Here is a 15,136-nt window from a genome sequence, read left to right on the forward strand (position 1 = left end):
GAAAAAATTATTGGAGGTACCTAACTATGTACGCTATCAATCCCGAACTGTGCACCTTCTGCAAGAAATGTATGGAAGAATGTCCCAGCGGCGCCATCACTGAGGGCTCCGTGGATGGCAAGGAAGTTTGCGTTGTGAACGCGGATTGCATCGACTGCGGCGGCTGCGAGGACGCTTGCGAGACCGAGCCCAAGGCAATCGGCTACAAGGAGTAATTTTTATCCCCCAACCGAAAGAAAAGACGAGCGTACCGGAGGCAGATTCGGCACGCTCGTTTTTTATAGGGAAAAGGTGGAACCATGTTTTTTTCCACAGGAAGCCTTGGAATCTGGCGCTTTCTGGGGGAGGGAGAGGGCCGGTTTTGGTTGAGATTTTCTCCCGGTTATGTTATAATCTATAAAATATACCAGAATGTCTCCGCTGGAAGAGGAAGGAGTCCCTTCCAGCGTGTTTTTGTTGGGGAAAGGAGCGCCTATGAAAATTGTTGTGCTGGCCGGAGGACTGAGCCCGGAGAGAAATGTCTCGCTGTCCTCGGGCACCATGATCGCCCATGCCCTGCGGGGGCTGGGGCACCAGGCGGCCCTGGTGGATATGTACTTCGGCCTGGAGGCATACACGGGCCCTGTGGCGGACTATTTTGACGCCCCCCTCACCGACCAGTGGAAGCAGGTGGACCCCAAAGCACCGGACCTGGCGGAGATTCGGGCCGCCCGGAAGTGGCAGAGCCCCAGCCAGTTTGGCCAGGGCGTGCTGGAGCTCTGCCAGATGGCGGACATCGTCTTTCTGGCTCTCCACGGGACCTGCGGGGAGGACGGACGGGTACAGGCCGCCTTTGATCTCATGGGCATTCCCTACACGGGGGCGGGTTATCTGGGTTCCGGCCTGGCCATGGACAAGGACCTGACCAAGCGTCTGATTGCCCACTTAGGGGTGCATACCCCCCAGTGGCAGCGGGTGAGCTACACCGAACAGGAGGTGGAGGACCTGGCCGCGGCCACCCAGGTGCCCTGCGTGGTGAAGCCGGTGGCCAGCGGTTCTTCCATCGGCGTGTCCATCGCCCACACCAGGCAGGAGCTCCACGGGGCCCTGATGGAGGGACTCCGCTTCGGCGGCCAGTGCGTGCTGGAGCAGTATGTGGCCGGCCGGGAGATTCAGGTGGCCATTCTGGCCGGACAGGCGCTGCCCTCCATTGAGATTATCCCCAAAGAGGGATTTTATGATTATGAAAACAAGTATCAGCCCGGCGCGGCAGAGGAGGTCTGCCCCGCCCCCATCCCCCCCGCGTGGGAACAGCGGGTGGGGCAGGCGGCCCTGACGGTTTACCACGCCCTGGGGCTGTCGGTCTATTCCCGGGCTGACTTCATTGTGGACCAGGAGGGGACCCCCTGGTTCCTGGAGATCAACACCCTGCCGGGGATGACCCCCACCAGCCTGGTGCCCCAGGAGGCCGCGGCGGTGGGCATTGACTATGCCAGCCTGTGCCAGCGGATCATTGAGGAGTCTCTCCGGGTGCGGAAGGGCTGAGAGACCAACAGAAAAAAGGAGAACGCGCAATGGAACCTATGACAGTCAGGGAGCTTTTGACCGCCACCGGCGGAAGGCTCTTGGGAGAGGAAGCTGTGGCGGAGAGGACCATCACAGGCGTGGAGACAGACAGCCGGGCCGTCCACGAGGGAGACCTTTTCGTGGCCCTGCGGGGAGAGCGGACAGACGGGCACCGGTATATTGCCAGTGCGCTGGAGACCGGCGCCGCCGGCTGCCTGACCGAGGAGGTCCCCCAAGTGCTGCTGCCTGGAAAGTTCTATATCCAGGTGGAGGACACCATGCTGGCCATTGGCCAGGTGGCCAGGGCGTATAGAGAGAAGTTTCCCATCCCCGTCATCGGCATCACTGGCAGCGTAGGCAAAACCACCACCAAGGACATGGTGGCCTCGGTATTGGGGCAGAAGTTCCGGGTTTTGAAAACGGAGGGAAACTTCAACAACGAGCTGGGTCTTCCCCTGACCCTGTTCCGTCTGACGGCCCAGCACCAGATCTGTGTGCTGGAGATGGGGATGAATCACTTCGGGGAGATCGACTATCTGACCCAGATTGCCCCCCCTGATGTGGCGGTGATCACCAACATCGGCGACGCCCACATTGAAAACCTGGGCAGCCGGGCGGGCATTTTGCAGGCGAAGAAGGAAATTTTCCACCGGATGACGCCGGAGGGGATGGCAGTCCTCAACGGGGACGACGCCATGCTCCGCCCTCTGGAGGGAGAACTCTCTCCCCAGGTGGTGTTCTGCGGGGCGGACCGACCGGCCCCCTATGCGGCGAAGGAAATCCGACAGCTGGGGTCCAAGGGGCTGCGCTGCCGGGTGATTACCCCGAAGAACGACTTTTCGGTGACCGTGCCCGCGTTGGGCGGCCACATGATCTACCCGGTGCTCATGGCCTGCGCCATTGGGGAGCGGTTCGGCATGACCGGGGAGGAGATGAAGGCGGGGATTGAGGCCTTTGTCCCCACCAAGATGCGGATGAATGTGATTCACCAGGGGGATATCACCATTCTGGACGACGCTTACAACGCCAACCCCCAGTCCATGCGGGCGGCCCTGGAAATCCTCTCCCAGACCGAGGGCGCCTATCGGGCGGCGGTATTGGGGGATATGTTTGAGCTGGGGGACCTGGGCCCGGAACTCCACCGGAGCATGGGGGAGTGCGCCGGCGCGCTGGGCAACATTGACGGCCTGCTGGCCGTGGGGGAGCTGGCCTGGAATATCTATGACGCGGCTCACCAGTCCGGTATCACCCAGGCGCTGTATGCCAGGGACCGGACGGCGGCCAAAGAGCTTCTGCCCAACCTGGTCCGGCCGGGGGCGGTGATCCTGGTTAAAGCCTCCCGGGGCATGGCCTTTGAGGAGCTCACTCGGGAAATCCAGCGCCTGGCCCCCAAGGCATAAAAAGGCCGGGTCCGAAGACCCGGCCAAACTCAGGAAGGTTCTGCTCTTTCCCAAGAAGTTTGGGAAAGAATTTAAGCCATTAAGCATCAAAGTGGACGATCATCTTTCGGGGGGCATGCTTTACCTGTTCTTCCAAGGTCTCCTCATAAGGAGCACAGGCGATGCCCCGGTCGGTGATCATGCCGGTGATGAGAAAGGCGGGGACCACGTCATAGGCGGGGGTCCATCCCTGGGCCTGTCCGCAGTCCAGACCCTCTGTCACGGCGGCGGGATCGCCTTCCTCCTGCCCGAAAACAGAGCCGTTTTCCGCGGTCAGGTCAATGTCGTCGGCATGGAGCACGGCGTAGAAGGGAACCGAGTGGAAGTAGCAGGCGATGGCCAGTTCATAGGTTCCCACCGGAGCTTTCAGATCCCCGTTTTTCGCAGCCAGAATTCCGTCGGCCAGCACCAAATGGGCCCCTTGGCGGGCCAGGAAGGTGGCGGCGGCGTGGTCGGGGATGAGGGTGCAGGGGACGTTTTCCTTGGACAGCTCCTGGGCCAGCAGCGTGCCGGCGGCCAGGGAGGGGCGGCCCTCGCAGAGGGTGACCTGCTCCAGCACATCCCGCTTCCAGCCCCGGCGGGCGATGCCCAGGGCCCCGCAGGGAGAGGCGGAGTGGAAGGCTCCCCGGTCGGTTCGGAGGAGAAGGCGGGTCCCCTCCCCCATGAGGTCGGTGCCGTTGCGGCAGATGTTCCGGTCGGCGATGACCTGCTGCCGGTCATAGGTGACAGCGGTGGCCAGCAGAGTGGTCAGTTGGTCCACGTTTTTGGTATAGGCTTCTGGCGGGTGCTCCATAAAATCCAGGGCGGCGGCCAGCTCCCGGGAGCCGGGGCGGCTGGCCAGGAGCAGGGCCTTGGCCTGGTCCAGTTTCTCCTGAAACTGGGGGGTCTGCTGGAGTTCCTGGTGGGCCATGGCGGCCAGACAGTAGCCGTAGACCCCAGCCACCGCAGCGATCTTCTCCTCCAAAATGGCGCCGGAGGAGAGGGCTTGGGCGGTCTCCTCCACGGTGGAGCAGGTGATCCAGTGCTCCTGCTGCGGGTAGGCCGCCTGGTCCAAAAGGGACAGGACGCCGTCCTGCCACTGAAGTGAAATCATACGTAATGCCTCCTATTCTGGGTGTTCCCCGCCAGAGCGGGAAACACCGGCTGCTTGGCGTTATCATATCATACTTCCGGGCACAGCGCCACTCCCAATGGAAAAAACTTGGGGGATGGGGCTGATTGGGCCCGAAAACAGAGGAACAGGATTCATGATTGACATTGCGGTACGAGACCTAAAGAAAGAATATGAGGTGGGCCAGCCGGTGCTGGATGGGCTCACCTTTCAGGTGGACACCGGCGAGCGGGTGGGCATCCTGGGCAGAAACGGGGCGGGAAAGACCACCCTTTTCCGTATCCTCACCGGCCAGGAGGAAGCCGACAGCGGCGAGGTGATCCTCTCCCCGGGCAAACGCCTGGGGCTGATCTCCCAGATTCCCGTCTATCCCGCCGGGTATACGGTGGAGGATGTGCTGCGCACAGCCTTTGATGACCTGAAGGCCATGGAGGCCGAGCTCCATCAGATTTCAGACCAGCTGGGCAGCGGGGACAAGGACCTGCTGGCCCGGTATGACCGGCTGCAGGCGGCCTATGAGGCGGGGGGCGGCTATGAGATCGAGACCCGGCTGGAGAAAATCTGCGCCGGTCTGGGCATTGAGCGGGCCTTCCGGGACAAAAACTTTGCCGATCTCTCCGGGGGAGAGAAAACCCGGATCAACCTGGCCCGTTTGATCCTGGTGGACACGGAGATCCTGCTGCTGGACGAGCCCACCAACCACCTGGACCTGAATGCCACGGTTTGGCTGGAGGACTACATCAGCCATTATAAGGGGACCGTTTTGGTGATCTCCCACGACCGGTATTTTTTGGACAGAACCATCTCCCGGGTGGTGGAGCTGAAGAACGGCCGGGCGGAGTTTTACGCCGGCAACTACTCCTTCTACGCGGTGGAGAAGGAACGGCGGTACTTAGAGCAGCTGCGCCAGTACAAAAAAGAGCAGGCAGAGATCCAACGCCTGTCGGAGACGGCGCGGATCATGCACGAGCACAACACCGAGCACTTGAACAAGCGGGCCTTTTCCATTGAAAAACGGATTGCCCGGCTGAACCAGACCGCCCGTCCAGAGGAGCGGAAGAAATTAAAGGCCAAGTTTGGCCAGGCGGAGTTTCACGCCGACGATCTTCTTTCCCTGCGGGAGGTGAATAAGGCCTTCGGCAGCCAGGTTCTCTTTGACCATGTGACCCTCCGGGTGGAGGATGGGGACCGCATCGCCCTGCTGGGGGACAATGGGGCGGGAAAGTCCACCCTGCTGAAGATCATCCTGGGGGAGGAGCCCCAGGACGGTGGCACGGTGAAGCAGGGGCTCACCGTAAAGGTGGGTTACCTGCCCCAGCAGATTCGATTTTCCCACCCGGAGCGCAGCCTCTACGACACCATGCTCTACGAGGCGGGGTGCAATGCCCAGCAGGCCCGGGACCGTCTGGGGAAATTCCTGTTCCAGGGGGAGGATGTGTTTAAGCCCGTCTCCGTGCTCTCCGGCGGGGAGCAGAGCCGTCTGCGGCTGTGCATGCTCATGGATGAGAAGGTGAACTTCCTGATTTTGGACGAGCCCACCAACCATCTGGACCTGGACTCCCGGGAGTGGATCGAGGAGGCGGTGGAGGAATTCTCCGGGACCCTTCTCTTTGTCTCCCACGACCGGTACTTCATTGACCGGTTTGCCAACCGGATTTGGACCCTGGAAGGGGGGAAAATCCAGGATTTCCGGGGGGATTACACGGCCTATCAGGCCTATCGGGAGCGGCAAAAGGCGCTGACTCCGTCCCCCAAGAAAGAGGAGAAAGCAAAAAAGGAGAAACCCAAACGGTCCGGGGGCACCAAACAGCTGAAAAAGGAGCTGGCCGCCGCGGAGAAGCGGATGGAAAAGCTGGATCAGTTGCTGGAGGCCCTCAATGTCCAAAAGGAGGCTGCGGCCTCCGACTACCAAAAGCTCCAGGAGCTGCTCCAGCAGGAGGCGGCGTACAACGCGGAGTACGATGCCCTGATGGAGACCTGGGAAACCCTGTCCGAGGCCATTGCGGCAGAGGAAGGGACATGACCCCTGCACCCGATGAACGATAGAAAGGAGAAAACACAGTATGTCTGAGAAAGAAACCAACCGCCGTCCCGAGGCGTCCACCGAGGACAAGATGCAGGAGCTCTTCCGCCTGATGGACGAGAAAGCGGCCCAGGGAACCCTGGTGGAGACCGAGGAGGATGTCTCTGCCCAGAAGGAGAAGGTGGATACCACCCCGCTGTCTGAGAGTGAGACCGCGGCCTTTGAGTACAACATGATGATGATGCAGTATGAGGCCATGCTCCTGGATTATCAGCGCCGGGAGGCAGAGGAACAGGCCCAGAAAAAGGCGGAGCAGGAAGCGCGGGAGCAGGGGTCGTAATGTGGGAACAGCTGAACCAGGCCGCCCTTCGGCTGGAGGAGCTGGAGACCCAGCTGGCCCAGCCGGAGACCTATGAGAACCCGGACCTGGTGGCGGCCCTGAACCGGGAGCAAAAGGAGCTGACCCCTCTGGTGGAGACCTTCCATCATTACCAAGGGGCCCAGCGGGAGCTGGCGGGGCTTACAGACCTGCTCTCCGACCCGGAGTGCCGCCAGCTGGCCCGGGCGGAGTACGACCAGGTGAAGGCGCAGCTGGACCAGCTGGAGCAGACCCTCCGCCAGATGCTTCTGCCCAAGGACCCTATGGACGGAAAGAACGTCTTTCTGGAGATCCGTGCGGGGGTGGGGGGAGAGGAGGCGGCCCTTTTTGCGGCGGACCTCTACCGAATGTACGCCATGTACGGGGAGAAGCAGGGCTGGAAGCTGGAGCTGGACAACGTCAGCCAAACGGAACTGGGGGGCATCAAGGAACTGTCCTGCCTGGTGGAGGGGGAGAGCGCCTATGCCAAGCTCAAGCATGAGAGCGGCGTCCACCGGGTCCAGCGGGTGCCGGAAACCGAGTCCGGGGGACGCATCCACACCTCCACCTGCACTGTGGCGGTCCTTCCTCAGGTGGACGAGGTGGAGTTTCAGCTGAACCCGGCGGACCTGCGGATTGACACCTTCCGGGCCTCCGGGGCCGGGGGGCAGCACATCAACAAGACGGAGTCCGCCATCCGGGTGACCCACCTGCCCACCGGAACCGTGGTGGAGTGCCAGGACCAGCGGAGCCAGTATAAGAACAAGGACCGGGCCCTGTCCATCCTCCGGGCCCGCCTGTATGAGCAGGCGATCCAGGAGCAGGCCCAGGCTGTGGCTGGCCAGCGCCGGAGCCAGGTGGGGTCCGGCATGCGGAATGAGCGGATTCGGACCTACAATTTCCCCCAGGGCCGGGTGACAGACCATCGAATCGGCCTGACCCTCTATAAGCTGGACGCGGTGATGAATGGCGAGCTGGAGGAGCTGGTGGAGGGCCTGAGCCTGGCCGAGCAGAGGGAGAGACTGAAAAGGAGTGAAGACGGATGAACAGCCGGAAAACCATACGTTACACCATGGAGGATGTGGCCCCAGCGGTGGCCATGCTGCAGAAGGGCGGGCTGGTGGCCCTGCCCACGGAGACGGTGTACGGCCTGGCCGTGAACGCGGAGAACAGCGCCGCGGTGTGGGTTCTCTATGAGGTCAAGCAGCGGGAGCGGGAAAAGGCCCTCTCGGTCCTGGTGACGGGTATGGAGATGGTGGAGAATTACTGCCAGAACATCCCGCCCCAGGCTTATGCCCTGGCGGAGCACTACTGGCCGGGGCCCCTGACCATGATTTTAGAGGACAAAGGGGTGGTCTCTGCCCTGGTCAATGACGGGTCGGGGACCCTGGGGGTCCGCTGCCCGGACCACCCGCTGACCCAGGCCATTCTCCGCCAGGCCGGCGTGGCCCTGGCGGCCCCCTCCGCCAACCCCTCGGACCAGCCCAGCCCCAAAACCGCCCAGGAGGTGCTGGACTATTTTGACGGGCACATTGAGGGGATCGTGGACGGCGGCCCCTGCCGGGTGGGGGTGGAGTCTACCATCGTGGACCTCACCGGGCCGGCGCCCCAGATCCTCCGGGAGGGGGGCATCCCCGGTCAGGAACTCCTGGACTTTTTGAAAGGACTGGGGTAAGCCATGAAAGTCATTGGAATCACAGGCCCCACCGGCGCGGGAAAGACCACCGCGCTGAACGCCCTGCGAAGCTTAGGAGGGCAGATCATTGACGCCGATGCCGTGTACCACGATCTGACCCGGTCCTCTCCCGCCCTGCGGGCGGAGCTGGAGGCCCGGTTTGGCCCGGTGTACAACGGGGAAACCCTGGACCGGAAGAAGCTGGGCGCGGTGGTCTTTCAGGACCAGAAGGCCCTGGCGGACCTGAACGCCATCACCCATAAATATGTGGCCCAGGAAACCGCCCGCCGCATTGCGGCGGCCCGTCAGGCGGGGGTTCCCGCAGTGGGCATTGACGCCATCGCCCTGCTGGAGAGCCCTCTGGCGGCCTACTGTGACCGTACCCTGGCCATCACCGCGCCGGAGGAACTCCGGGTGAAGCGGATCATGGCCCGGGAGGGAATTTCCGAGGACTATGCCCGGATGCGGGTGGCGGCCCAGAAGCCCAGTGCCTGGTTCCAGGCGCACTGTGATGATACCTTGGAGAGCACCGAGACCGACACGGTGGAGACCTTTGCCCAGCGGGCTCGGGCACTTTTCCAACAGATGTTAGAGGAGAGCAAATAATGGACGAGAAAAAAGAACCGACGCTGCTCCAGCAGCGGAAAAAAGACCTCTTCTTCGCTCCCACCAACGGTTATGACCGTCTGGCCCCGGGGGAGGAGGAGGACATCCAGGCCTATTGCGCCGGCTATAAGACCTTTTTGGATGAGGGCAAGACCGAGCGGGAGTGCGTGGACTATGCCATCGGCCTGGCGGAAGCCGCCGGGTTCCGCCCCCTGGTCCGGGGGGAGAAACTCCGGCCCGGGGACAAGGTGTACCGGAACAACCGGGGCAAGTCCCTCCTGCTGGCGGTGATCGGCCAGGAGAGCCTGAACCAGGGGGCGGTGATCGGGGCGGCCCACATCGACTCCCCCCGCCTGGACCTGAAGCAGAATCCTCTGTATGAGGAGAAGGAGATGGCCTACTGCAAAACCCACTATTATGGGGGGATCAAGAAGTATCAGTGGACCACCATTCCCCTGGCCCTCCACGGAGTGGTGGTGCGCCGGGACGGCACCGTGGTGCCGGTGCGCATTGGAGAGGCGCCGGGAGACCCCCAGTTCACCGTGGGAGACCTGCTGCCCCATCTGGCCGGCGACCAGGCAAAGAAGACCATGGGGTCCATCGTCTCCGCCGAGCAGCTGAACCTCTTTGTGGGCAGCCGCCCCTTTGGCACCGAAGAGGGGAGTGACCGGGTGAAGCTGGCCATGCTGGAGATTCTCCAGGAGAAATACGGCATGGTGGAGGAGGACTTCCTGTCCGCCGAGCTCATGGCGGTGCCGGCGGCCAAGGCAGTGGACATCGGCCTGGACCGTTCGGTGATCGGCGCCTATGGACAGGATGACCGGGTGTGTGCCTACGCCTGCCTCCAGGCCCTGCTGGAGCTGGAGGGAGCGCCCCGGCTGACTGGCGTATGTGTGCTGGCGGACAAGGAGGAGATCGGCTCCCTGGGGGTCACCGGTATGCAGTCAGCGGCCTTTGATATCTTTATGAGCGATCTGTGCGACAGCCAGGGGGCCGCCCTGAAGGCCTGCTACGAGAATGCCTTCTGCCTCTCCGCAGACGTGACAGCGGCCTATGATCCCAACTTTGCAGAGGCCTATGAGGTGCGCAACAGCGCGTTTCTCAACTACGGTGTCTGCCTCAGTAAGTACACGGGGGCCCGGGGCAAGTCCGGGGCCTCTGACGCCTCCGCGGAGGTGGTGGGAAAGGTCCGGCGGATTTTTGAAGAGAACCAGGTGATCTGGCAGCTGGCGGAACTGGGCAAGACGGACCAGGGCGGCGGCGGCACCGTGGCCTGCTACATGGCCAACCGAAACATTGACACCATCGACGCCGGGGTGCCCGTGCTCTCCATGCACGCGCCCTTTGAGACCACGGCCAAGCTGGACTGCTACATGACCTACAAGGCCATGAAGGCCCTGTACACCCACTGAGAGAGAAAGAGGTAGATCCATTTGAGTGTCCTTTCATCCATTTTCCTGGGGCTGGTTCAGGGCGTGGCGGAGTTTTTGCCCATCTCCAGTTCCGGCCACCTGTCTCTGTTCCAGAACTTCTTCGGGCTGGTGTCCGCGGAGGGGAGCCTGTTTTTTGACGTGCTCCTCCATTTGGGCACCCTGATTGCTGTCTTTGTCTACTACTGGAAGGACATTGTGGCGTTGGTGAAGGAGTTTTTCCATCTCATCGCCTGCGTGTTCTCCCGGGAGAAACGGAGGCAGATGAAGCGACTGCCCCCCAACGGGCGGCTGATCCTGATGATCATTGTGGCTACCCTTCCCCTGTTTGTCATCCTGCCCATCAAGGATAAGGTGGAAGGGCTGTACGGCAACACCATTTTTGTGGGCTGCGCCCTGGCGGTGACCGGCTGCATCCTCTTCTTCTCAGACCGGATGGCCCGGGGCAAGAAGGGGCCCAAGTCTGCCACCATGCTGGATGCTCTGCTGGTGGGCGTGGGCCAGGCGGTGGCGGTGGTGCCCGGCCTCTCCCGGTCGGGGACCACCATCTCGGCGGGGATGATGCGGGGGTTTCACCGGCGGTTCGCGGTGCGGTTTTCCTTCCTGCTGTCCATCCCAGCGGTGCTGGGGGCCAATATTCTGAGCATTGGAGAGGCTGTGCGGGAGGGGATTGACGTGTCCCTGCTGCCGGCCTACATTGTGGGCACCCTGGTGGCGGCCGTGTCCGGCTATTTTGCCATTCGTTTGGTGAATCTGCTGGCTGACAAAGGCAAGTTTGGCAACTTCGCTTACTACTGCTGGGGCATCGGCGCCGCAGCGGTGGTGGCCAGCCTGATCTTTCGCTGATCCATAACCCAAAGCAAGGAGGGAAGTATGGCTTCCACGCAAAAGAAAACGGCAAACACGAAAAAACAGACCACGGGGAAAAAGCCCAACGGCACCCGGAAAAAGCCCCCGGCCTATGTTCCGGACCTGATGGCCCGGGGGATTGGCGCGGCGGTGTGCCTCTTCCTGGCCCTTATGGTGGTGCTGGGAATGGTTGGCATACACGCGGTGGTCCCCGATCTGCTGTGCCGCGGCATCCGCGGCCTCGTTGGCTATGGCTTTTGGCTGACCGCCCTGGCGCTGTTCTGGGCGGCGGGCCTGCTGCTGCTTCGGCGGGAAAGGCGGGCTACCCTGCGGCTCTGGTGCCTGGGCCTGCTGCCGGTGGTGGGCGGTGCGTTCCTCCATGTGCTGCTCTCGCCCCGGCAGCCTTCCCTGGGGATTGATCTGGCAAGCCGGCTCTGGAACGATGGGGTCTATGGCTTTGGCGGCGGTGTGATCAGCGGCGGGCTGGCGGTGTTTGGCACCATGGGCTTCAGCCGGGTGGGGGCAGGGGTGATCTTTGCCCTGGCCTTTCTGGCACTGCTGGCGGGCGCGGGCCATCTGACCCCGCCGAAGGTTTTGCGGGCACTGAGCCGTCTGCGGGAGCACCGGGCACAGCGGCGCTATGAGGACGAGGCCTACTATGAGGAGGAGGACTACGAGGACTACGGCGATCCAAGGGAGGAAGCGCAGAGGGAAGCCCCCCTCTCTCAGGGCGGTTTTTGGCCCATCAACCGGCGGAAACGGGCGCCTGACCTGCCCTTGGATGACCTGCCCGCCGCCAAGCAGCGAACCGGCACCCCGCCCCAGGAGAAGGGGAAAAAGCCGGCCCCGGCGGCGCCCGCCGCGGCGCAGGTGCTGCGGGAAGAGGAGGAAAAGCCCCCCCTTTTCCAGCCGGAAAGCCATGTAAAGCGGCCGGATGAGGTTTTGGAAGAGCTGACCCAGGAGGCGGAAGCGCCGGCCTGGAAGCTGGCGGAGGACGCGCCGGTATGGCAGCCCCCCGGGGAGCCAAAGCCCCCGACACGGGCCCAACGCCAGGCGGCCATTGAGAAGGAGGCCCAGGAGGTCACCCAGACCATTGCCCGGAGCCTGGAGGAGGACGCCCCCAGAGCTTATGTCTATCCCTCTCTGGACCTGCTGACCCAGCCCAGCGGCGACAGTGCCCGGGCGGCCCATGAGGAACTGGAGGGGACCCTGGACCGGCTGTCCAGCGTGCTCAACTCCTTCGGCATTGACGGCCATGTGACCGGGGCGGTGCAGGGGCCCTCAGTGACCCGGTATGAGGTGGCGCTGGAACAGGGGGTACGGCTGAATAAGCTCACCAACCTCTCTGACGATGTGGCCCTGGCGCTGGGGGTCTCCAGCGTGCGGATTGCCCCAGTGCCGGGGAAAATCTCTGTGGTGGGCATTGAGGTGCCCAACAAAGTTGTCATCCCGGTACCCATTCGGGAGGTGCTGGATTCCCCGGCTTTCCGCCGGCACAAGTCCAGTGTGGCCTTCTCCGTGGGCAAGGACATCGGCGGCAACTATATCGTGGGGGACTGCTCCAAGCTGCCCCACATGCTCATTGCCGGCACCACAGGGTCTGGTAAGTCGGTGTGCATTAACTCCCTGCTCATCAGTATGCTCTATAAATCCACCCCGGAGGAACTCCGCCTGATTATGGTGGACCCCAAGATGGTGGAGCTGGGGGGATACAACGGCATCCCCCATCTGCTGATCCCTGTGGTGACCGACCCCAAGAAGGCCGCCGGCGCCCTCCAATGGGCGGTGACGGAGATGATGAAGCGGTACCGCCTGTTTGCGGAGGCCGGGGTGCGGGAGCTCTCCTCCTACAACCAGTGGGCCAAGGGACAGGAGGGGGTGGACACCATGCCCAAGGTGGTCATCGTCATTGACGAGCTGGCCGACCTGATGCTGGTGGCGGCCAAGGAGGTGGAGGAGTCCATCTGCCGGGTGGCTCAGATGGGCCGTGCCGCCGGCATGCACCTGGTCATTGCCACCCAGCGCCCCTCGGCGGACGTCATCACCGGCCTGATGAAGGCCAACATCCCCTCCCGGATCGCCTTCGCGGTGGCCTCCTCCCTGGAGTCTCGGATCATCCTGGACAACACCGGGGCGGAAAAGCTGGTGGGCAAGGGGGATATGCTCTGGTTTCCCCTGGGTTCCGGCAAGCCTCTGCGGGTCCAGGGCTGCTTCATCTCTGATGAGGAGGTGGCGGCGGTGGTGGACAGCGTCAAGCAGAATGCCGCTGCCGAGTATGACGATGAGGTGATGGCGCAGATCGAGCAGCACGTCACCGAATCGGAGAAAAAAGGCAAGTCCGCCGGCGGCGCCTTCCCCGCCGGCGAGGCGGGGGAGGAGGAGCAGGATGAGCTCTTCCCCGCCGGTGTGGATGTGATTTTGGACCTGGGACAGGCTTCGGTCTCCCTGCTCCAGCGCCGGCTGAAGCTGGGCTATGCCCGGGCGGCCCGTCTGATGGACCAGATGGAGGAGAAGGGGATCGTGGGACCCTCTGAGGGCTCCAAGCCCCGGCAGATTCTCATCACCAAGGACCAGTGGGTCCAGATGCAGAGCGGCGGAGACCCCACGCCCCCGGAGGCGGCTCCCCCTGTGGAGGAGGAAATCCTAACCTTTGATCCCGTCCCGCCCCACTATGAGGAATGACCAAGCGCCGTGAACCAGGCAGGTTCACGGCGCTTTTGGCGGAATGCCTGGGGAAAAAGTTGATTTTTTGGAAGAAAAGCATGCCCTACCGATTGAAAAAAAAGGGATAACTGCTATAATGTTCTATATACTCTGTTTAGTACTTGCAAAGATGAGGTCTGTACCATGTGCTTTGACGATCCGATCTATCTGGACCGGGGCTCCTTTGAGGACCTTATGGTTGATACCGATCAGCACAGGATCTGTTGGATGTACCACGACATACTGTCCCACCCCAGGATCGCCTGGCTGTTTGACAAATATGCCGGAAAAGGAACACCCATCCGCGAAGCATGGACAACTATGGCCTGGGTGGCTGCGGGGTACCAGGAGGACAGCTTTTACCTTTTATTTAAGTGGTATGAGGATTTCTACGACCCGCCCCAGCGCAGTGATCTCTATTTTGTGGAACGGGAAGGACCCGATGGTGAGATTCGGGTCCGTTTTTTGAACCGGGATTTTCAGAACAAGCTGGAACGGAGAGAGCTGGCCTGGTGCGAGAGCTTCCCCGTCCGCGTCAGCCAGAACGCCAGCTATTTTTTTGGCGACAGCAAGTTTGACGCCAATCCGGTGGGACGGATTCTCCAGCTGCTGGGCCGAAACGCCGGACGGGAGCTGGAGTGTTTTGACTGGTATTTTGGCCGGCGCAGCGACGGGGAGAAGTCCCGGCTGTGTGCCACCATTGCGGCCTATTTCCGCAGTGTGCAGGCCATTCGGGAGATCCTTTTCAGCCTGGTGGCCAGCGACGGCAAGACGCCGGAGGGAAGCCGCCACATGCGCGCCGATGATCTGCTGGAAATCTTGAAGCCGGTCTCCGCCCAGATTGATGAGGAACGCCTACCCGCCCTGGGGAGGCTGTTCCAGGACCTGGCGGATGGCTTTTTTGACGAACCCAGCCGCGCCCCCTACCTCAGCCGGGGGGCGGGCCGGGCCTTGACCGACCGCACGGAGACCGGGGAACTTCGCTGGCTGCGGCTGGGCAGACAGAGCGGCCGCCGGCTCCTCCGGGAGCTGTACAGCCGCTGCGCCCCCCGGAGTGTGTGGGATGTGTTCCACCGGTGGCAGGGGGAGGTTTACTACACCGTTCTCCGCCGCCCGCTGTCCCAGGATTTGCCCCGGGGGGTCTACCTTCTCTCCCGGTTTGAGGACCAGACCGGCCTGGATGTCACCGGCCTGTTCTGGCTGGAGAATGTCACTGTGGGGGTGGCGCATCTGTGCAAGGGGGAGTTTTTTGAGGAACTGCTGGACCTCCTCCTCTCCCGGCCCACCCGGGAGGCCGCGCTGCCTGCCGCCCGGCCCAGGGAGGAGACCATGGTCAGCGGATACAGCTACCTGCTTCAGGAGGCCTTTGAACAATACGGCCGGGGCATGGGCTGAGG

13 protein-coding genes are annotated in these 15,136 nt (G+C 62.6%); 12 read left to right on the forward strand and 1 reads right to left on the reverse strand.

Annotated features, from left to right (window positions below; translation table 11 throughout):
* Window positions 1-26 precede the first annotated feature (26 nt).
* The 3 genes from DV520_RS02300 (at window position 27) to DV520_RS02310 (ending at window position 2,945) form a co-directional block, all read left to right on the forward strand.
* Window positions 27-215, forward strand: a complete 189-nt coding sequence (locus DV520_RS02300; RefSeq protein ID WP_021919477.1) for a 4Fe-4S binding protein — start codon at window positions 27-29, stop codon at window positions 213-215.
* 259 nt (window positions 216-474) lie between these two features.
* A complete protein-coding gene (locus DV520_RS02305; RefSeq protein WP_117141647.1) occupies window positions 475-1,524 on the forward strand; it encodes a D-alanine--D-alanine ligase family protein in 1,050 nt (349 codons plus the stop codon).
* 29 nt (window positions 1,525-1,553) lie between these two features.
* Entirely contained in the window at window positions 1,554-2,945 is a 1,392-nt protein-coding gene (locus tag DV520_RS02310; RefSeq protein ID WP_021919475.1) for a UDP-N-acetylmuramoyl-tripeptide--D-alanyl-D-alanine ligase, read from the forward strand.
* A gap of 79 nt (window positions 2,946-3,024) precedes the next feature.
* Here DV520_RS02310 and DV520_RS02315 read toward each other — a convergent pair whose 3' ends face one another.
* Complete coding sequence (locus DV520_RS02315) at window positions 3,025-4,077, reverse strand: translation initiation factor eIF-2B alpha/beta/delta subunit family protein (RefSeq protein ID WP_021919474.1); 1,053 nt, start codon at window positions 4,075-4,077, stop codon at window positions 3,025-3,027.
* Window positions 4,078-4,231: 154 nt separating this feature from the next.
* Between DV520_RS02315 and DV520_RS02320 the strand changes: the two genes are divergently transcribed.
* The 9 genes from DV520_RS02320 to DV520_RS02360 all read left to right on the forward strand — a co-directional run bounded on the left by DV520_RS02320 (window position 4,232) and on the right by DV520_RS02360 (window position 15,134).
* The gene (locus tag DV520_RS02320; RefSeq protein WP_117141688.1) at window positions 4,232-6,118 is read left to right on the forward strand and encodes an ABC-F family ATP-binding cassette domain-containing protein; all 1,887 of its coding nucleotides are present in this window, start codon (window positions 4,232-4,234) and stop codon (window positions 6,116-6,118) included.
* Window positions 6,119-6,158: 40 nt separating this feature from the next.
* On the forward strand, window positions 6,159-6,458 hold the full coding sequence (locus DV520_RS02325) for a hypothetical protein (protein WP_021919472.1): 300 nt from the start codon (window positions 6,159-6,161) through the stop codon (window positions 6,456-6,458).
* On the forward strand, window positions 6,458-7,522 hold the full coding sequence (prfA, locus tag DV520_RS02330; RefSeq protein WP_117141648.1) for a peptide chain release factor 1: 1,065 nt from the start codon (window positions 6,458-6,460) through the stop codon (window positions 7,520-7,522). The genes DV520_RS02325 and prfA overlap by 1 nt, the downstream gene beginning before the upstream one ends.
* Window positions 7,519-8,151, forward strand: a complete 633-nt coding sequence (locus tag DV520_RS02335; RefSeq protein WP_021919470.1) for an L-threonylcarbamoyladenylate synthase — start codon at window positions 7,519-7,521, stop codon at window positions 8,149-8,151. The genes prfA and DV520_RS02335 overlap by 4 nt, the downstream gene beginning before the upstream one ends.
* Before the next feature lie 3 nt (window positions 8,152-8,154).
* Window positions 8,155-8,757, forward strand: a complete 603-nt coding sequence (gene coaE, locus DV520_RS02340) for a dephospho-CoA kinase (protein ID WP_117141649.1) — start codon at window positions 8,155-8,157, stop codon at window positions 8,755-8,757.
* A complete protein-coding gene (locus DV520_RS02345) occupies window positions 8,757-10,169 on the forward strand; it encodes an aminopeptidase (protein WP_117141650.1) in 1,413 nt (470 codons plus the stop codon). The genes coaE and DV520_RS02345 overlap by 1 nt, the downstream gene beginning before the upstream one ends.
* A gap of 21 nt (window positions 10,170-10,190) precedes the next feature.
* A complete protein-coding gene (locus DV520_RS02350; RefSeq protein WP_117141651.1) occupies window positions 10,191-11,033 on the forward strand; it encodes an undecaprenyl-diphosphate phosphatase in 843 nt (280 codons plus the stop codon).
* A gap of 27 nt (window positions 11,034-11,060) precedes the next feature.
* Window positions 11,061-13,718 (forward strand): DNA translocase FtsK, encoded by a 2,658-nt coding sequence (locus DV520_RS02355; protein WP_021919466.1) that lies wholly within the window; start codon window positions 11,061-11,063, stop codon window positions 13,716-13,718.
* A gap of 165 nt (window positions 13,719-13,883) precedes the next feature.
* On the forward strand, window positions 13,884-15,134 hold the full coding sequence (locus tag DV520_RS02360) for a hypothetical protein (RefSeq protein WP_117141652.1): 1,251 nt from the start codon (window positions 13,884-13,886) through the stop codon (window positions 15,132-15,134).
* The last annotated feature ends 2 nt before the right edge of the window (window positions 15,135-15,136 follow it).

The sequence above is a fragment of the Evtepia gabavorous genome (assembly GCF_003425665.1).
Taxonomy (GTDB): domain Bacteria; phylum Bacillota; class Clostridia; order Oscillospirales; family Oscillospiraceae; genus Evtepia; species Evtepia gabavorous.